15 protein-coding genes and 2 pseudogenes are annotated in these 17,902 nt (G+C 63.2%); 9 read left to right on the plus strand and 8 right to left on the minus strand.

The features are described from left to right. A pseudogene (locus tag EN935_RS04100) lies at positions 1-428 on the plus strand (metalloprotease); the annotation flags it as partial. A 68-nt stretch (positions 429-496) separates the two neighbouring features. Here EN935_RS04100 and EN935_RS04105 read toward each other — a convergent pair. Then, complete coding sequence (locus EN935_RS04105; protein WP_109664843.1) at positions 497-1,360, minus strand: RNA polymerase factor sigma-32; 864 nt, start codon at positions 1,358-1,360, stop codon at positions 497-499. Positions 1,361-1,685: 325 nt separating this feature from the next. Between EN935_RS04105 and EN935_RS04110 the strand changes: the two genes are divergently transcribed. The 3 genes from EN935_RS04110 (at position 1,686) to EN935_RS04120 (ending at position 4,048) form a co-directional block, all read left to right on the plus strand. Next, the gene (locus EN935_RS04110; protein WP_127263903.1) at positions 1,686-2,459 is read left to right on the plus strand and encodes an amino acid ABC transporter substrate-binding protein; all 774 of its coding nucleotides are present in this window, start codon (positions 1,686-1,688) and stop codon (positions 2,457-2,459) included. A gap of 138 nt (positions 2,460-2,597) precedes the next feature. Further along, on the plus strand, positions 2,598-3,278 hold the full coding sequence (locus EN935_RS04115; protein WP_109664849.1) for an amino acid ABC transporter permease: 681 nt from the start codon (positions 2,598-2,600) through the stop codon (positions 3,276-3,278). After that, positions 3,275-4,048, plus strand: coding sequence for an amino acid ABC transporter ATP-binding protein (locus tag EN935_RS04120; RefSeq protein WP_126070872.1), 774 nt, complete (start codon positions 3,275-3,277; stop codon positions 4,046-4,048). Before EN935_RS04115 ends, EN935_RS04120 begins: the two co-directional genes overlap by 4 nt. Before the next feature lie 85 nt (positions 4,049-4,133). Here EN935_RS04120 and EN935_RS04125 read toward each other — a convergent pair whose 3' ends face one another. The 6 genes from EN935_RS04125 to EN935_RS04150 form a co-directional block, all read right to left on the minus strand. Further along, positions 4,134-4,715 carry a CarD family transcriptional regulator gene (locus EN935_RS04125; protein ID WP_013529179.1) on the minus strand — a complete coding sequence of 194 codons (582 nt, stop codon included), beginning with the start codon at positions 4,713-4,715 and terminating at the stop codon, positions 4,134-4,136. Positions 4,716-5,082: 367 nt separating this feature from the next. After that, positions 5,083-5,421: a ferredoxin FdxA gene (gene fdxA / locus EN935_RS04130; RefSeq protein ID WP_013529180.1), complete on the minus strand. Its 339-nt coding sequence runs from the start codon at positions 5,419-5,421 to the stop codon at positions 5,083-5,085. A 228-nt stretch (positions 5,422-5,649) separates the two neighbouring features. Beyond that, positions 5,650-6,036, minus strand: coding sequence for an RNA-binding S4 domain-containing protein (locus EN935_RS04135; RefSeq protein ID WP_126070871.1), 387 nt, complete (start codon positions 6,034-6,036; stop codon positions 5,650-5,652). 16 nt (positions 6,037-6,052) lie between these two features. Beyond that, a complete protein-coding gene (locus tag EN935_RS04140; RefSeq protein ID WP_127263901.1) occupies positions 6,053-9,454 on the minus strand; it encodes a helicase-related protein in 3,402 nt (1,133 codons plus the stop codon). 731 nt (positions 9,455-10,185) lie between these two features. Further along, a complete protein-coding gene (phbB, locus tag EN935_RS04145; protein ID WP_109664861.1) occupies positions 10,186-10,911 on the minus strand; it encodes an acetoacetyl-CoA reductase in 726 nt (241 codons plus the stop codon). Between the two features lie 94 nt (positions 10,912-11,005). Further along, entirely contained in the window at positions 11,006-12,184 is a 1,179-nt protein-coding gene (locus EN935_RS04150) for an acetyl-CoA C-acetyltransferase (protein ID WP_127263899.1), read from the minus strand. Between EN935_RS04150 and EN935_RS04155 the strand changes: the two genes are divergently transcribed. Further along, positions 12,171-12,398, plus strand: coding sequence for a hypothetical protein (locus EN935_RS04155; RefSeq protein WP_127263897.1), 228 nt, complete (start codon positions 12,171-12,173; stop codon positions 12,396-12,398). The genes EN935_RS04150 and EN935_RS04155 overlap by 14 nt on opposite strands. Before the next feature lie 84 nt (positions 12,399-12,482). After that, positions 12,483-13,094 carry a polyhydroxyalkanoate synthesis repressor PhaR gene (gene phaR / locus EN935_RS04160; protein ID WP_127263896.1) on the plus strand — a complete coding sequence of 204 codons (612 nt, stop codon included), beginning with the start codon at positions 12,483-12,485 and terminating at the stop codon, positions 13,092-13,094. A 200-nt stretch (positions 13,095-13,294) separates the two neighbouring features. Here phaR and EN935_RS04165 read toward each other — a convergent pair. Beyond that, positions 13,295-14,432: pseudogene (locus tag EN935_RS04165) on the minus strand (citrate synthase). 93 nt (positions 14,433-14,525) lie between these two features. Between EN935_RS04165 and EN935_RS04170 the strand changes: the two are divergent. The 3 genes from EN935_RS04170 (at position 14,526) to EN935_RS04180 (ending at position 17,764) form a co-directional block, all read left to right on the plus strand. Beyond that, the gene (locus EN935_RS04170) at positions 14,526-15,614 is read left to right on the plus strand and encodes a citrate synthase/methylcitrate synthase (protein ID WP_127263894.1); all 1,089 of its coding nucleotides are present in this window, start codon (positions 14,526-14,528) and stop codon (positions 15,612-15,614) included. Between the two features lie 178 nt (positions 15,615-15,792). Then, complete coding sequence (locus tag EN935_RS04175; RefSeq protein ID WP_164757667.1) at positions 15,793-16,584, plus strand: 3-hydroxybutyrate dehydrogenase; 792 nt, start codon at positions 15,793-15,795, stop codon at positions 16,582-16,584. Positions 16,585-16,633: 49 nt separating this feature from the next. Next, on the plus strand, positions 16,634-17,764 hold the full coding sequence (locus tag EN935_RS04180) for a patatin-like phospholipase family protein (protein ID WP_127373181.1): 1,131 nt from the start codon (positions 16,634-16,636) through the stop codon (positions 17,762-17,764). The last annotated feature ends 138 nt before the right edge of the window (positions 17,765-17,902 follow it).

The raw sequence follows: 17,902 nt of genomic DNA on the forward strand, positions 1-17,902 counted from the left end.
ACTATATCCGCAGCGGTTGGGTGGCCGGTCTCGACGACAGCACCGTCAAGCAGGAAACCATCAACGGCAACGAGGCGGCGACCGCGCATGCCGGCGCCGAAGGCTGGCAGTTCGACATCGCCGTGATCCGCGCCGGTGGCCAGGTCTACCGGCTGCTGACCGCTGCCCCTTCGGCCAGCACCTCGCTGGACACCGTGGCGCGTTCGGTCAGCGGCTCGTTCCGAATTCTCAGCGCTGCCGAAAAGGCGGCGCTGAAGCCGCTGCATATCCGCGTCGTCACTGTCCAGCCAGGGCAGACGATGGGTTCGCTCTCGGCGCAGATGGTTGGCGTCGACCGCAAGCTCGATTTGTTCCGCGTGCTCAATGCGCTGTCGCCGGGCGCTGCGGTTTCGGCCGGCGACAAGGTCAAGATCGTCACCGACAAATAAGCTCGTCGCGAGCTGCCGGATGTCTGACGCCGTCGTCCTTGCTTCAGCAGATCGGGGGCGTCAGGAGATCAGGCGGCCGTCGCCATGAACTCCGGGTTCTGCTTCACCAACGCCACCTTGAGCTTTTCCATGGCGCGCGCCTCGATCTGGCGAACACGTTCCTTGGAAATGCCGAGTGTCTCGCCGAGCGCTTCGAGTGTCGCGCCCTCATCGTTCAGCCGGCGTTCCTCGATGATCCTCAGCTCACGTGCGTTGAGCGCGCGAAGCGCTTCCCTCAGCCAGAGCGAGCGGCGCGCGACATCAATCTTGTCGCCGACGATCTCGTCGGGCAAGGGATCGTCCGAGACCAGGAAATCCATCCGCTCAGTCGAACCCGCATCGTCGGCAATCGGCATGTTGAGCGAGGAGTCGGGTGCCGACAGCCGCGAATCCATCATCGCCACATCGGCTTCGGAGACGCCGAGTGCCTCCGACACTTCGCGATAGAGCGTTGCGTTGGACAGCGGCTCGGCGCCATTCGCCAGCCGCGCGCGCAGGCGTCGCAGGTTGAAGAACAGCGCCTTCTGCGCCGAGCTGGTGCCACCGCGCACGATCGACCAGTTGCGCAGGATGTAGTCCTGCATCGAGGCGCGGATCCACCACGTCGCATAGGTCGAGAACCGCACCTCGCGCTCGGGCTCGAAGCGGGCGGCGGCTTCAAGCAGGCCGACATGACCCTCCTGGATCAGATCGCCAAGCGGCAAGCCGTAATGGCGGAATTTGGAGGCCATGGAAATGACCAGCCGCATATGGGCGACGGTGATGCTGTGTAGCGCGTTCTGGTCGTTGTCCTCTTTCCAGAGCAATGCCAGCCGATGCTCCTCGTCACGTTCGAGGTAGGGGGCCCTCATTGCCGCGCGGACCATGATCCGTCCTGCCGTGTCTTCCATCATGAGGCGCTCCCTGGGCGATGCGGATGACTTTGCAAACTTGGCTGGCGCCCGGGTTGAAATGGCGGCGTCGTGCCCTAGAACAGCCAGAACGTGCCATGCAGGGGAATGGTTCCCTGGCCGGCGCCGCGCCTGACGCGCTGTCCAGACGGCTTGCGGGATGGTCTGGAATGGCGCCGACTCTCGTCGAAAAAGCAGAATCTTGAGTATCCGATTTCAAGAGCGGTTTGTTTTTGAAATTTCATTCCTTATTTTCTTGCCTTGCATCTGCCAGTTTCCAGCGCTCACAACATGCCGGATATCCGGCCAAGGACGGGATCACAGAAAAATGAAATGGCTCAAGTCGCTCATCATCGCCGGAACGCTGCAGGCTCTGGCTGTCGCCGTAGGCCATGCCGGCGCCAATCTCGACCAGATCAAGCAGGCCGGGGCCATCAAGATCGGCACGGAAGGCACCTATGCGCCATTCACCTATCATGACACTTCCGGCGCGCTGGTCGGCTTCGACGTCGAAATCGCCAAGGCGATCGCCGACAAGCTCGGCGTCAAGGCCGAGTTCCTCGAAGGCAAGTGGGACGGGTTGATCGCCGGTCTCGACGCCAATCGCTATGACGCCGTCATCAACGAAGTCGGCATCACCGACGCCCGCAAGGCCAAGTACGATTTCTCCGATCCCTACATCGCCTCCAAGGCGGTGCTGATCGTGCGCGGCGACAACACCGACATCAAGAGCTTCGCCGATCTCAAAGGCAAGAAGTCGGCACAGTCGTTGACCTCGAATTTCGGCAAGCTGGCCGAGACGAATGGCGCCGAGCTGGTCGGCACCGATGGCTTCGACCAGTCGATCCAGCTGCTTCTGACAGGCCGTGCCGATGCCACCATCAATGACAGCCTGTCGTTCCTCGACTTCAAGAAGCACAAGCCCGACGCCAATGTGAAGATCGCCGCACAAGAGGAAAACGCCGACTATTCCGGCGTCATCGTGCGCAAGGGTGATCCGGAGCTGGTCGCGGCGATCAACAAGGCGCTGGCCGACATCAAGGCCGACGGCACCTACAAGAAGATCGCCGACACCTATTTCGGCCAGGACGTTTCGAAGTAATCTAATGAGGTGGGCCGGTCTCCGGCCACGAGAGATATCGAGCGGCGAGCCGTCTTTGACGGCCCGCCGCTTTTGTCGTGATATGGCTGACGCATTCGCGTCTTGACCAACTGCCTCGACCAATTTGGAGGGTCTTACGTGCCGCACTGGCTGCAACTGATGCTGGAGTCGCTGCCTTCGCTCCTGTGGGCGGCGCTGATCTTCACCGTGCCGCTGACGCTGTTGTCCTTCGCTCTTGGCTTGACGGTCGGCCTGGGTGCAGCACTTGCCCGGCTGTTCGGGCCGAAGCCGCTGGTCGCGCTTGTGCGCTTCTATGTCTGGATCTTCCGCGGCACGCCACTTTTGGTGCAGCTGTTCCTGATCTTCTACGGCCTGCCGTCGGTCGGCATCCTGCTCGACGCCTTCACGGCGGCGTTGATCGGCTTCACGCTCAACATCGGCGCCTACACCTCGGAAATCATCCGCGCGGCAATAGGCTCGGTGCCGAAGGGCCAGTGGGAAGCCGCCTATTCGATCGGCATGACCTGGAGTCAGGCGATGCGGCGCACCATCCTGCCGCAGGCCGGCCGGGTCGCGGTGCCGCCGCTTTCCAACACCTTCATCTCGCTGGTCAAGGACACCTCGCTGGCCGCCGCCATCACCGTGCCGGAGATGTTCCAGGCGGCGCAGCGCATCGTCGCCACCACTTATGAGCCGCTGATCCTCTATGTCGAGGCGGCGATCCTCTATCTGGCGTTGAGTTCGGTGCTGTCGGCCTTGCAGACGCGGCTGGAGACCCGGCTCAATCGCTATGGCGGCTTCCTGGAGGCACGCTCATGATCGGCCTTACCAAAATCGAGAAGCGCTTTGGCGACAATCTCGTGCTGAAGGGTGTGACGGTCACCATTGCCGAAGGCAACGTCACGGCGCTTGTCGGCCCTTCGGGCGGCGGAAAAAGCACCCTACTGCGCTGCATCAACCTCCTGGAGATCCCGACCTCGGGCAGGGTGCGTATCGGCGACGAGACGCTCGAATTCCACCCTGGCGGCAGGGTTCCGGCCAGGGATATCCAGCGCCTGCGCCTGCAGACCGGCATGGTGTTCCAGAACTTCCAGCTGTTTCCGCATCGCACCGCGATCGAAAATGTCATGGAAGGGCTGGTGACGGTGCTGAAATGGCCGCCTGAGAGGGCCCGCGAGCGGGCGCTGGCTTTGCTGGAGAAGGTGGGCATGGCGCACAAGGCCGATGCCTGGCCGGCGACGCTGTCCGGCGGCCAGCAGCAGCGCGTGGCGATCGCCCGCGCCCTGGCGCCGTCACCGAAAGTGCTGCTTTGCGACGAACCGACCTCGGCGCTCGACCCGGAACTGGCGCAAGAGGTGGTCGACGTGCTCGGCAAGCTGGCCAGCGAAGGCACGACCATGGTGATGGCGACACATGATCTGCGGCTCGCCTCCAAGATCGCCCAGGAAGTGGTGTTCCTGGACGCCGGCGTCATCGTCGAGAAGGGGCCGGCCGCGGTGCTGTTCAACAACCCTGAGCAGCAACGGACCAAGCGCTTCATTGCGACGCTGAAGCAGGAGGCCATGAGGGAAGGTGGCGGCGAGGTGTAAGCGCTGCCTTCGGTTGAGCGTCACGCCAGAAAGCAAAAAACCCGGCGCGAGGCCGGGTTTTTCATGAATTCAAAGGCGAAAAAGCTCAGGCAGCTTCTTCCTGCTCGGCTTCCTCATTGTCGGCCTTGGCGCCACGCTTAGGGCCCTTGTTGAGGTTGACCTCGATCAGGCGCACGGCTTCGGTTTCCGACATACGGTTGACGGCCGCGATCTCGCGGGCCATGCGGTCGAGCGCCGCCTCGTAGAGCTGACGCTCGGAATAGGACTGCTCCGGCTGGTTGTCGGCGCGGTAGAGGTCGCGCACAACTTCGGAGATCGAGATCAGGTCGCCGGAATTGATCTTCGCATCATATTCCTGGGCGCGGCGCGACCACATGGTGCGCTTGACGCGGGCGCGGCCCTGCACGACCTTCAGCGCGCGCTCGACATAATCCTCTTCCGACAGTTTGCGCATGCCGATGGAGGTCGCCTTGGCGACCGGCACCTTCAGGCGCATCTTGTCCTTCGAGAAGTCGATGACGAACAGTTCCAGCTTGTGTCCAGCAACTTCCTGCTCGTCGATCGAGACGATCTGGCCGACGCCATGCGCCGGATAGACGATGTATTCGCCGGTCTTGAAACCGTGACGCGCAGCGGTGGACTTCTTCTGCGGGGTGATCGTTGCCATTACGCCCTGAACTCCTTGTTGTGGTACCGGCGTCCTGCCGGCCCGAACTCGCGCGATCGGGGAAACCGATCGTTAGCCGCACAACAGATGAACCCATCGGAAAAGCCGGACCGGCAAACGCAATATTGCGGCCGCCTGGCCCAGATCGCTCTGGTCCGGAATGGGATTTTCACCTTTCAGTGATTTGGGGCGTCTGCGCCATAAATCGACGTTGTGTCACCGGCATGTTTGGCTGATGTAACACAAAAAGTCGGAAGAATCAAGGTTTTGCTGCATACGCGAAGGCCACGGGTCGGCGCCAGCTGTCAAGCCGGTTAATGTGACCTGCCTCTTACCTTGCGTAATACCGGCCTTTGCGGCCGTGTTGTCAATCGCCCTCGCCGGGCTCTGCCGAGAAGTATTTCTCGAACTTACCGGCCTCGCCGTCGAAGGATTTGGCGTCTGCCGGCGGTTCCTTCTTGGCGGTGATGTTGGGCCATTTCTCGGCGTATTCGGTGTTGACCTGCAGCCATTTGTCGAGGCCCGGCTCGGTGTCGGGCTTGATTGCGTCGGCCGGGCATTCCGGCTCGCAAACGCCGCAGTCGATGCACTCGTCGGGATGGATGACGAGCATGTTCTCGCCTTCGTAGAAACAGTCGACCGGACAGACCTCGATGCAGTCCATGTATTTGCATTTGATGCAATTGTCGGTCACGACATAGGTCATCGGTCGGCTCCGGGACGTCCCATTTTTGTTGGGCTTTTTCCGTCAGGTAACGCCTTTATCGACCGCTTGCAAGGGTAGCCATTGCGGGCGGTGCCGGTGTTTCCGGAATGGAATTCCAGACGGCAGCGCCGGCGGAAGTCAGTCATGTCCCGCAGAACGTCTTGTTTGCCGGGCTCAGTTCTTGCCTTAGGCGTATCGCTGTCGCAAAACCGCTGCGTACGCTAGGCATCAATCTTCGCCGAGCAGTCGGTCGGTCTGGCGGCGTTCCTTCTTGGTCGGGCGGCCGCTACCGGCCTCACGCAGCCCCGGAATTGCATCAGGAGGGGCTTCGCCCTTCGGTGCGGGCGGTGGCGAGATATCCTCGTAGAGCGTGCGGGCCTCCTCGGCCGGGCCGCGTCGTGCACCGGCGCCGAGCACCTTCCAGATGAAAATGCGCCGCTCAAGCGTGATGGTCAGCACGTCGCCTGGCTTGACCTGATCGGAGGCCTGCGCTGCTTTGTCGCGATTGATGCGGACCCGGCCGGCGATGACCAACTTTGCCGCCAGCGAGCGTGATTTCACGGCGCGCGAGAAGAACAGCCATTTGTCTATACGCTGGCGGCCTTCAGCAACCATCGAAGCGAGCCGGGTTCTACTTCTTCAGCTGGTCGCGCAGAGCGGCGAGCTTGGCGAAGGGCGAGTCCGGATCGAAGCGCACCGGGCGCTCCTCGCGCGGCTTCGGCTGGAAGGCGGGCTTGCCGCCTTGCGGACCACCCTTCCAGTCGGGACGGCCTTCGCGGCGGTCGGGACGCTCGCCTTGCGGCCGGCCCTCACGCCGCTGTTCGCCTTCGGCCTGCGGCTTGGGTTTGAACTTCGAGCGGTCGAAGCGCGGCTTACCGGCTCCATCGCGCCGTCCTTCATGGGCCGGACGTTCTCCGGGTGCAGCTGCGGCCGGTGCGCCGGCGGCATCCGCAGGCGCATCACTTCGGCCGCGCGCTTGTCCGTTGCGCGGGCGATTGTTCCTGCGGTTGTCGTCGCGGTTGCGCGGGCGCTGTTCGAACCGCCCCTGACGCCACAACAGGATAGGTTTTGGCGCTTCGGCTTCTGGAGAGGCTTCACCGGCGGCTGCTTCAGCCACCGCAGTAGGTTCGTCCGGGACCGCGTCCGTCGCGGGCGCGGCATCCAACACCAGCTCGGCCGGTGCGGCTTCTTCTGCCGCCGCGGCTTCAATCTGGCCAGTCTCAGCCTCTGCCTGCGGTTCAACCGGCGCCGGTTCAGCGGCTTCGGCAGCAGTCTCGGCTGCAGGCGCTTCGTCTTGCACGGCTTCGACCGGAGCGTCCGCCTGTTCTTCCACGGCAGGCACAGCAGGTTCGGCCGCAGCGTCCGCGACGATCTCGGCCGCCGTTTCCGAAACGGCCACTGTGTCCGATGCCGGCTCCGACCCTTCGATTGCTGCCTCTGCCGCGGCATCCGTTGAAGCGGCTTCGGCCGCTTTGGCCTGCTCGGCTCGTGCAGCCTCTTCCGCCGCAAACTTTGCCACCGCCGCTTCGCGCGCGGCATTGTCCTGTGCTTCGAGCCGCGCCTTGACCTCGACGGCTGGCTTCGGCTCGGCGCGGTAGCCCAAGCCTTTGAGGATTTCTTCCATGTCGTCGGCGGTGGCGCCGAGGATCGACATCATCGGCGGCGTCACCATGAAGGACTGGCCGTCATAGGCGCCATCCGGACGCTGGCCGAGACCGGGCTTCCAGTTGGTCGCCGGACGGATCAGATCGGCCAGCCGTTCCAGAATATCGATGCGCACGGCGCGGCGGCCGAGATTGCGATAGCCGGCAAGCTTGTAGAATGTCTTGTCGAAGGCAGGATCGATGACCACAGAGGTGCGGCCAGAGGCGAGCGCATGGACCACGTCGCCAAAGCCTGGCTTGTCCTTGCCGTCGTTCTTCAGCGCCCACAGCAGCGTCACCAGCCCCGCAGGCGCCGGCTTGATCAGCGCCGGCACAAAGACATGGTAGGCGCCGAAGCGCACGCCAAGTCGGCGAAGCGCGGCGCGGCCTTCCTGGTCGAGCGACTTCATCTCCTCGGCGATGTCGCGGCGGTTGATGAGACCGAAATTCTCGACCAGCTGGAAGGCGATGCCACGGCCGATGCCGGAAATCTGGTCGGCATTCTTCAGGTCGACCAGCGGCTTCAGCAGCGACTCGATCTGGAAATTGACGAAACGTTCGGCACGCGCGGCAACCTTGTCGCGCGCCGGGCCGGTCAGCTGTTCGTCGGCCAGCAGCACCAGGCGCGGCTTCAACCCGTCTTCGCCCGAGACCAGCGTACCGATTGGCGCGCCGATCCAGCGCAGCGTGCCGTCCGAGCCAAGCGCGATGTCGCCATTGGCCGAGGCGCCGAAGCGTTCGGCACGCGCCTCGAACTCGGCGGCCAGCGCCTTCTGCGCGGCGGTGCGCACTGCCTTGGCGTCTTCGCCGCCGGCGGTCTGATCAGCGGTGAAGCGGAACCCTTGCAACTCGCCGACATGGTGGCCTTCGACAAGGACAGTTCCGGTAGGACTAATTTCGGCTTCAGGCATGGTATTTTCTCTAAGGCGCCGCATGAGGACGGAAGTCCTGCGGTCTACGAAGCGTTTCGTCAACCGCTCATGCAGCGCATCCGACAATCTGTCTTCGATTTCGCGCGTCTTTTCCTGCCAGTGTGCCTGATCGGCCAGCCAGCCGGGCCGGTTCGACACGAATGTCCAGGTGCGGATCTGGGCAATGCGATGCGACAGCGTGTCAATATCGCCCTCCGTTGTGTCAGCGCGGCGCACCTGCTCGGCCATGTAATTCTCGTCGACATGGCCGTGGCGTGCGAGGTCCGTGTAGATCGAGGCAATGAGGTCGGCATGCTGGGCAGGTGCGATCTTGCGGTAGTCGGGCAGCGCGCAGGCTTCCCACAGCAGCGCCACCCGTTTGGCATTGGTGGCGAGTGCGCGGATGTCCTCGTCGCGCGACAGATGCTCGAGTGCCTGCGCGTCGACAGCAGGCAATGCCCGCGTCAGGCCCTCGACCGGGGCGTTGGTTTCAATCGAGCGCTTCAGCGCATCGAGGCTAGCAAAGTCGAAATGCGCGGTGCGCCACTGCAGCACCTTTACCGGATCGAAATCATGGCCTTCGATCTTCTTGATCAGCTCCTCGTCCAGGGGGTCGACCTGACCGGTGACGCCGAAGGTGCCGTCGCGCAGATGCCGGCCGGCACGGCCGGCGATCTGGCCAAGCTCGGCCGCCGTCAGGTTGCGATACTGGAAGCCATCGAACTTGCGGTTCTGGGCGAAGGCGACGTGGTCGAGATCGAGGTTGAGGCCCATGCCGATGGCGTCGGTGGCAATGAGATAGTCGACATCGCCGGACTGGAATAGTGCCACCTGGGCGTTGCGGGTGCGCGGCGAGAGCGCGCCGAGCACGACGGCGGCACCGCCTTGCTGGCGGCGGATGAGTTCCGCGATGGCGTAGACCTCGTCGGCGGAGAAGGCGACGATTGCCGTGCGCCGCGGCAGGCGTGTCAGCTTCTTCGAACCGGCATAGGCAAGATGCGACAGCCTTGGCCGCGTCACCACCGAGACCCCCCTCAGCAGGCGCTGCAGGATGCCGTGCATGGTGGCCGCACCCAGCAGCAGCGTCTCCTGGCGGCCGCGCAAATGCAGGATGCGGTCTGTGAAGATGTGGCCGCGCTCAAGGTCGCCGGCAAGCTGCACCTCGTCGATGGCGACGAAGGCGGCGTCGGTCTCGCGCGGCATGGCTTCGACGGTGCAGACCGAATATCTGGCGCCCGGCGGCTGGATCTTTTCTTCGCCGGTGATCAGCGCGACCTTGTGGGCGCCGACCTTTTCGCACACGCGGGCATAGACCTCACGCGCCAGCAACCTGAGCGGCAGGCCGATGATGCCACTCTCATGCGCCACCATGCGCTCGATGGCGAGATGGGTCTTGCCGGTGTTGGTCGGCCCAAGCACGGCGGTCACGTCGCGGCCCGACAGGATCAGCGGCTCGGTGTGTTTGGGCTGGATGTTCATCGACCTAGAATAAGGCTTCTGGGACCTGGAAATAAGGCTTTCTGGCCTCTGGTTGTCGGGAGCGTGCCTCAAGTGGCGCGTATGACAGGCGACACATAGGGATTTCGGGCGCGAAGCGAAAGCGGAATGTTCCGCCAGCGGCCAGAAGGTGTTTTTGTCAAGCTCACAATCGGCTGCGGATTAACAGATAGAACGAGTCTGGAACGAATCAGCGACGAATCAGTGACTCCTGCAGATTCAGCTTTTGTTCACGGCTACATGTGGATTTTGCGACCGCGAGTCGCACCACATGCTGAATCGCTGAACTGGCCCGTTTGATGCTAAGAGGGCGTTGCCGTTAACCTTTGCCGATGAACGATCATATTGGCTTGGCGCGCCTTGGCCAAGATTATGAAATTGTTGATCTTTCTTAATCGACGTTAAGGAACTGGCAGGCGATTCCGGCTGTCGTCGTTAACGTTCCGCTCAAAGCCGGAACGAATCGGCGACGAATCAGCGATGCCGGAATTTTCTTGGTTTGTTCACCCCAATATCTTGTGTTGTGAACAGCTTATCCACCGAGAATCCACAGGTTGCGAAGCAGCTTTCGCACAGGGCAGCGGGTGGCTGTTAACCTCTGCGTGCCGGATTGGGTCAGCTGCCGTCGCGAGCACGTCAAAGGGATCATGCCGGCAACGAAAAACGGGCCGGTGTGCCGGCCCGTCGATCTCTCCACCTAAATCGCCACGTCGTCAGGCGAAGTATTGGCCGCCATTGGCCGTGATGGTCGAGCCGGTGATGAAGCCGGCATCTTCGGATGCGAGGAAGACGACGCAGCGCGCGATTTCTTCGGGCTCGCCGAGGCGGCCGACGGGGATCTGCGGAATGATACGCTCGTTGAGCACCTTCTCGTCGATCGCCTTGACCATCTCGGTGGCGATGTAGCCGGGGCAGATGACGTTGACGGTGATTCCCGCGCGCGCCCCCTCCTGAGCGAGAGCTTTGCTGAAACCGATGTCGCCGGCCTTGGCGGCGGAATAGTTGACCTGGCCGGCCTGGCCCTTCTGGCCGTTGATCGAGGAGATGGTGATGACGCGGCCGAACTTGCGGTCGCGCATGCCGCCCCACAGCGGATGCGTCATGTTGAAGACGCCGGACAGGTTGGTGTCGATGACCTCTTTCCACTGTTCACGCGTGATCTTGTGGAACATGGCGTCACGGGTGATGCCGGCATTGTTGACCAGCACCGAGACCGGGCCGAGATCGGCCTCGACCTGCTTGATGCCGGCGGCGCAGGCGTCATAGTCGGCGACAGACCATTTGTAGACCGGAATGCCGGTCTCGGCCTTGAATTTCGCCGCCGCTTCGTCATTGCCGGCATAGTTCGCGGCAACCGAATAGCCGACGGTCTTCAATGCGATCGAGATCGCCGCGCCGATACCGCGCGATCCGCCTGTGACGATTGCTACCTTGGTCATGCATTTCCCCTTTTTTGATATCGCCCTGTTGTCGGGCTTGGCAGGCACTGGATACAGAACGGGCGGCTCGCGCCGCCCGGGTTGGTGACTTTCTTCAGAATGCTTCGACGCACATGGCGACGCCCATGCCGCCGCCGATGCATAGGGTGGCGAGGCCTTTCTTGGCGCCGCGACGGCGCATTTCGAAGACCAGCGTGTTGAAGACGCGGGCGCCCGACGCGCCGATCGGGTGGCCGATGGCAATGGCGCCGCCATTGACGTTGACGATCGAGGGATCCCAGCCCATGTCCTTATTGACGGCGCAGGCCTGGGCGGCAAAGGCTTCGTTGGCCTCGACCAGGTCGAGATCGCCGACCGACCAGCCGGCCTTTTCCAATGCCTTGCGCGAGGCGGGAATAGGTCCGGTGCCCATGATCTGCGGATCGACGCCGGCGGTTGCCCAGGACACGATGCGCGCCAGCGGGGTGATGCCGCGCCTCACCGCTTCCGCTTCGCTCATCAGCAGCGCGCCAGCGGCGCCGTCATTGATGCCGGAGGCATTGGCGGCGGTCACCGTGCCGTCCTTGTCGAAAGCCGGCTTCAGCTTGGTCATGGCGTCGATCGTGGCGCCGTGGCGGATGTATTCGTCCTGGTCGACGATGGTGTCGCCCTTCTTGCTCTTGATGGTGACGGCGACGATCTCGTCCTTGAACTTGCCGGCCTTCTGCGCGGCCTCGGCCTTGTTCTGCGAGGCGAGCGCAAACTGGTCCTGGTCTTCGCGGGTGATCTGGAACTGACGTGCGACGTTTTCGGCGGTGTTGCCCATGTGATAGCCGTTGAAGGCATCCCACAGCCCGTCCTTGATCATGGTGTCGATCAGCTTGAAGTCGCCCATCTTGACACCGGCGCGCAGGTGCTGGGCATGCGTCGAAAGCGACATCGATTCCTGGCCGCCGGCTATGATCACCTTGGCATCGCCGGTGGCGATCTGCTGCATGCCGAGCGCAATGGCGCGCAGGCCCGAGCCGCAAACCTGATTGAGGCCCCAGGCGGTGGTTTCCTTGGGCAGGCCGGCATTGATCGATGCTTGGCGGGCCGGGTTCTGACCCTGAGCGGCAGTCAGCACCTGACCGAGGATGACCTCGTCGACCTCGCCTGGTTCGACACCGGCACGCGACAGCAATTCCCTGATGACGATGGCACCGAGCTCATGCGCCGGGGTGGCGGCGAAGGCGCCGTTGAAGGAACCGACCGGCGTGCGCGCTGCACTGGCAATGACGATGGAAGCGGACATTTTCTTCTCCAGACTTCAAGGTGTTGTTCTGTCGTTGAGGACTTTTCTTGCCCTTTCCCAACCCCAAGTCAAACCGGAAATGGGCATGGCGCCCATGCGCGGCAAGCAGGTCGCGCCTTGCCGTGGCGGCCATTCGTCCATTGCTGCGCAGCATATTTTGCCCGCTATGCAGCATTTAGTGATCCCGCACTGCACAAACTGCTTGGAATTGTGAGGCTTTTGCGCATATCCTCAAAAAAGGCACAATCGTTATCGGCGGCTTACTCAGAGGCGCGCCGGTGTCCCTGGGAGGATGTAGATGGCCGCTAAAGACGATCCGATCATCATCAAGAAATACGCCAATCGCCGCCTCTACAACACCGGCACCAGCACCTATGTGACGCTCGAGGACCTCGCCGAGATGGTCAAGAAGGGCGAGGAGTTCACCGTCCAGGACGCCAAGACCGGCGACGACATCACGCATCCGGTGCTGACACAGATCATCTTCGAACTGGAGAACAAGGATGGGCAGAACATGCTGCCGATCCCGTTTCTGCGCCAGCTCATCGCTTATTACGGCGACCAGATGCAGATGATCGTGCCAAGCTTCCTCGAGCAGTCGATGCTCGCCTTCTCCAAGGAACAGGAGCGCTTTCGCGAGCAGATGAAGGGTGCGATCGGCAAGTCGCCGCTCGACATGATGAAGATCACCACGCCGATCAAGGCGCTGGAGGAACAGACACGCCGCAACATGGAAATGTTCCAGAATGCGATGCGGCTGTTCACGCCGTTCCCGCCCTCTGGCTCCGCGCCAGCGGCTGCGCCAACGCCCGAGCCGGCCAGGAAGGAAACGCCAGAAAAACCTGACGACCTTCAGGAATTGAAGGATCAGATCGCGGCCATGCAGCGCAAGCTCGACACGATGTCGTGAGAATTCCGGATCGAAAGATCCGATCGCAACGGCCCATCGGATTGCTGCGCCCTCTATCTGTTTGTTTGAGCATGATCGCTGGACAAACGGAAACCGTTTGTCCGTGAAAACCGGTACCCACTTTTCGGGATCATGCTCTAACTCTCTGTTTTGACGCAATTCCGGACGGAAAACCGTTTCACACTTTTCCTGGAATTGCTCTAAGGCAGCACCCCCTCATAGCGGCCGCGCGGCCTGATGACACTTCCGCTTGTTATCTGTTCGACCGTGTGCGCGGCCCAGCCGACGCTGCGTGCGAGCGCAAACAGGCGGAACGGTGCATCGCGCGGCAAGGCAAGGCTGCGCGTCAGGGCGGCCAGCCCAAAGTCGACGTTGGGAAGCGCACCGGTAGCGGCAAGAGCAGCATCGCGCAGCGACGATAGTGTGCCGTCAACCTCGATCACCGACAGCAGCGCCGCCCCTCGGGGGTCGCCGTCGGGATAGAGCTGATGACCGAATCCCGGCAGCGGCCGGTCATGGCTGAGCCAGCGCCGGATCGTCGCCTCAGCGCCATGTCGCGCCGCATCCTCGGCCAGTTGCATCACCGCCTCGCCGGCGCCGCCATGACGTGGCCCCGATAGCGTCGCGAGCCCAGCGAGCAGGCAAGCGGCCAGCGGCGCGCCGGTCGAGGCTGCGACGCGCGCGGCGAAGGTCGACGCATTCAGTTCATGATCGGCAAGCAGGACAAGCGCCCGGCGGATCGCGTCCGCCCCGCCAGCATCCACCAACCACTCCTGCGCCAGCCGCTGGTGGACCGGACCTGATCCCGCCGGCGCGCCCAGCGCGCCGGCCAGCACGCCGACCGCGTGCGCGGCATCGGCATGCAGCGAGGCGGCGCTGCGCCCAAGCGATGGGCGCCCCTGGCCGGCAAGCACGGCAAGTCGTGCAAAGGCCGAGGCTCGGCCAGGCTGATAGGGCGCATCCGGTGACGGTGCTTCGAAAGTCACCGGTTCAGGCAGAGCCCAGAGCACTGCGGCTGCTTCTTCCAATGTGGCATATGCAGAAAGCGCTGCGGCGTCCTGCCCGCGATAGATGAGTCGACCGTGCGAGACGGTCGAGATCGCCGTTGCGATCGACGGCTCACCCCAGGCGATCGCGCTTTCGGCGATAGCCGAAGGGCTGCGGCCGCGTGCCCGGCGGGTCGCCAGGGCTGCAATGTCGTCGGCGCGATACTGGCTGCGGCGCGGATCGGCGCGGTCGGGCCGCATGCCGATGCGCCCACGGCTGACATAGGCGTACAGCGTCTGCCCGCACCTTGAGGCGCTCGAGCGCTTCTTCCCTGGACAACCACTCGGACATATCGACCTTTGATATTGATTCTATTGATCAAGATTGATGGACATGTTGCCCAGCCTTATCTCCGATCTGGAAATGCTTCAAGGAGACAAGGCTATGGCGAATGGGCTCGATGACGTGGTAGCGGCGGAAACCGTGCTTTCCGACGTGGATGGTCTTGGCGGTCGTCTGACGATCCGAGGTCACTCGCTGCCGGAGCTGGCCGGCCGCTGGAACTATGCCCAGGTGGTGCGCCTGCTGCTCGACGGCTTCTTCGACGACCTTCACGGCGATGCGGACCTGACCCGGGCGCTAGGCCAAGCACGTGCGGACGTGTTTGAGCGGCTTTTGCCCTCGTTGCCCCTGCTGGCATCGCTCGATGTCTACAGTGCCATGCGCGCCGGCATGGCGCTACTGCCGGACGGCGACAGGCTGACGGACGCCTTGCTGCTGATCGCGGCGCCCGCCGTGCTGACGCCGGCCTTGTTGCGCCTGCAGCGTGGCGAGGAGCCGATCGCGCCGGACAGCCGCGCCGACCATGCCGCCGACATGTTGCGGATGCTGAGCGGCAGCGTCGCCTCACCGGCACTGGCGAACGCGCTCGACACCTATCTGGTGACCGTCTGCGACCATGGCCTCAACGCATCGACCTTTGCCACCCGCGTGGTCGCTTCGACACTGGCCGGCCTGACATCGTCCGTGCTGGCCGGGCTTGGCGCGCTCAAGGGGCCGCTGCATGGCGGCGCGCCAGGGCCGGTGATCGAGATGCTGGATGCGATCGCGAAGCATGGCGATGCCGCCGGCTGGCTGCGCGACGAGGTCGCGCATGGCGAGCGCATCATGGGGTTCGGACATCGCATCTACCGCGTGCGCGATCCGCGCGCCGATGTGCTGAAAGCGGTCGTACGGCAACTCGGCGGCGAGGGCGAAACCGGCCGCCGGCTGGTCTTCGCGGAGACAGTGGAGCAAGCAGCGCTTGACGTGCTGCGGGTCACCAAGCCGTCGCGCTCGCTGCAGACCAATGTCGAGTTCTACACCGCGCTGCTGCTGGAGGCGGCGGGCTTTCCACCGTCAGCCTTCAGCAATGTCTTTGCCGCCGGGCGTGTCGCCGGCTGGATTGCGCATGCACGCGAGCAGCAGACGACCGGACGGCTGATCCGTCCGCAGTCGCGTTATGTCGGGCCGGTGCCGGACCTCGTCGCCTGAGGCTTCTTTGTTTTGTAGGGAAGGACGGGGCGATCCAGCCGACGTCCTCCCGGGAGCGGCTGTGTGACCGCTCATGACGAAAATTTCATCTCGCCGCAAATTCTGGCCGCTGTTATTGCGTCGCATTGAGCATATATGCTGCACTGCAACATAAGTCCGCTCTTGCCGTAACCAGAGGATTCCGCCCTTGGCCGCCAGAAAAACCGCGATTATCACCGGCTCCACATCAGGCATTGGCTTGGCCATCGCCCAGGCGTTGGCGGCCGAAGGCCATAACGTCGTCGTCAATTCCTTCTCCGACACGGCTGCCGACCACGCCATCACTGACGCGATCGCCAGACAGCACAAGGTGAAGGCCGCCTACATCAAGGCTGATATGTCGAAACCGGCAGAATGCCGGGCGCTTGTCGCCAGGGCGGCCGAGACATTCGGCTCGGTCGATATCCTGGTCAACAATGCCGGCATCCAGCATGTCGCGCCGGTGGAAGACTTCCCGATCGAGAAATGGGACGCCATCATCGCCATCAACCTGTCCTCGGCGTTCCACACCATCGCAGCCGCCATTCCGCTGATGAAAAAGTCCGGCGGCGGCCGGATCGTCAACATCGCCTCGGCGCATGGTCTGGTCGCGTCTCCGTTCAAGTCGGCCTATGTCGCGGCCAAGCACGGCATCATGGGATTGACCAAGACCGTTGCGCTTGAACTGGCGCGTGACAAAATCACCTGCAACGCCATCTGCCCGGGCTATGTGCTGACGCCGCTGGTCGAGGCGCAGATCCCCGACCAGATGAAAGCCCATCAGATGGACCGCGAGACGGTCATCCGCGAGGTCATGCTGGACAAGCAGCCGACCAAGGAATTCGTCACGGTCGAGCAGATCGCGGCAGCGGCGGTGTTCCTGTGCTCGGACGCGGCGGCGCAGGTCAACGGCACGCATCTCTCGATCGACGGCGGCTGGACCGCCGCGTGAGGCGCAGAATTTTCTCATCACCCCAAAGGGACAGATCAAGGACGACGCCATGACCAAAAACGGCAAGGCGGAGGAGACGAAGAAGATCAACGTCGCACTTCAGGGCGGCGGCTCGCACGGGGCCTTTTCCTGGGGCGTGCTCGACCGGCTGCTGGAGGACGGACGGCTGGAGATATCAGCGGTGTCCGGCACCAGCGCCGGCGCCATGAATGCGGTGGCGCTGGCCGACGGTTTTGTCCGCGGCGGTGTTGAAGGCGCGCGGCAAAAACTCGACGATTTCTGGCGTGCGGTGGCGGCCAAGGGCCGGTTCAGCCCGGTGCAGCGCATGCCGTGGGATGTCGCCTGGGGCAACTGGTCGATCGAGAACACACCGGGCTATCTCTTCTTCGACACCATGTCGCGGGTGTTCTCGCCCTACGTCGCCAACCCGCTCGGCCTCAATCCGCTGCGCGACGTGGTTCAGCAGGAGATCGATTTCAAGAATGTCCGCGCCTGCAAGTCGATGGAACTGTTCGTCTCGGCGACCAATGTCGAGACCGGACAGTTACGTGTCTTTTCCGATGGCGAGATCGACCTCGACACGGTGATGGCCTCGGCCTGTCTGCCGCAGCTGTTCCGTGCCGTCGAGATCAAGGGCGTGCCCTATTGGGATGGCGGCTATGGCGGCAACCCGGCGCTCTATCCGTTCTTCAAGACGGCGGCGACCGAGGACGTGCTTCTGGTGCAGATCAATCCAGTGGTGCGGGAGGGAACACCAAGGAGCGCCAACGAGATTCAGAACCGCATCGACGAGATCACCTTCAACGCCGGGCTGCTGCGCGAATTCCGCTCGATCGCCTTCGTCAAGGAGCTGATCGCCGCCGGCCGTCTGCCGCATGGCGAATACCGCGACATCCGCATGCATCGCATCGATGCCGATGAAGCGTTCAAGGACCTGTCGGCATCGTCCAAGGTCAATGCCGAATGGGCATTCCTGACTTATCTGCGCGATCTCGGCCGCACCGCCGCCAGCGACTGGCTGGAAGAGAATTACGACGCCGTCGGCAAGCGTCCGACGCTCGATCTCTCCGGCGAACTCGATGACGGCTTCAAGCCGGTGCGCGGTCCCGCACCCGGCCGGCGGGTCAAGGAATTCCTCGCTGTGCGCAAGAATCCCGAGGTGGTTCGCCGTCGGGCCTAAACGACCAATCGATGTTCTTCGATTGGTTCGCGATCATGCCTTCAAAGTCAGGTCGATCACCCTGATCAGGGCGGCGGCTGCCTGCCGCTGCCCCTGGGGATCGCTGATCCGCGCCTTCATGCCTTCCAGCCCGTCGAG

The organism is Mesorhizobium sp. M7D.F.Ca.US.004.03.1.1, from assembly GCF_003998635.1.
Lineage (GTDB): Bacteria > Pseudomonadota > Alphaproteobacteria > Rhizobiales > Rhizobiaceae > Mesorhizobium > Mesorhizobium loti.

What these genes read in the sequence shown, in the direction of transcription:
- EN935_RS04105 (WP_109664843.1), bottom strand. Translation starts at nt 1,360, where the DNA reads ATGATGGAAGACACGGCAGGACGGATCATGGTCCGCGCGGCAATGAGG.
- EN935_RS04110 (WP_127263903.1), top strand. Translation starts at nt 1,686, where the DNA reads ATGAAATGGCTCAAGTCGCTCATCATCGCCGGAACGCTGCAGGCTCTG.
- EN935_RS04120 (WP_126070872.1), top strand. Translation starts at nt 3,275, where the DNA reads ATGATCGGCCTTACCAAAATCGAGAAGCGCTTTGGCGACAATCTCGTG.
- EN935_RS04125 (WP_013529179.1), bottom strand. Translation starts at nt 4,715, where the DNA reads ATGGCAACGATCACCCCGCAGAAGAAGTCCACCGCTGCGCGTCACGGT.
- fdxA (WP_013529180.1), bottom strand. Translation starts at nt 5,421, where the DNA reads ATGACCTATGTCGTGACCGACAATTGCATCAAATGCAAATACATGGAC.
- EN935_RS04135 (WP_126070871.1), bottom strand. Translation starts at nt 6,036, where the DNA reads ATGGTTGCTGAAGGCCGCCAGCGTATAGACAAATGGCTGTTCTTCTCG.
- EN935_RS04140 (WP_127263901.1), bottom strand. Translation starts at nt 9,454, where the DNA reads ATGAACATCCAGCCCAAACACACCGAGCCGCTGATCCTGTCGGGCCGC.
- phbB (WP_109664861.1), bottom strand. Translation starts at nt 10,911, where the DNA reads ATGACCAAGGTAGCAATCGTCACAGGCGGATCGCGCGGTATCGGCGCG.
- EN935_RS04155 (WP_127263897.1), top strand. Translation starts at nt 12,171, where the DNA reads ATGGAAGCGGACATTTTCTTCTCCAGACTTCAAGGTGTTGTTCTGTCG.
- EN935_RS04150 (WP_127263899.1), bottom strand. Translation starts at nt 12,184, where the DNA reads ATGTCCGCTTCCATCGTCATTGCCAGTGCAGCGCGCACGCCGGTCGGT.
- phaR (WP_127263896.1), top strand. Translation starts at nt 12,483, where the DNA reads ATGGCCGCTAAAGACGATCCGATCATCATCAAGAAATACGCCAATCGC.
- EN935_RS04170 (WP_127263894.1), top strand. Translation starts at nt 14,526, where the DNA reads ATGGCGAATGGGCTCGATGACGTGGTAGCGGCGGAAACCGTGCTTTCC.
- EN935_RS04180 (WP_127373181.1), top strand. Translation starts at nt 16,634, where the DNA reads ATGACCAAAAACGGCAAGGCGGAGGAGACGAAGAAGATCAACGTCGCA.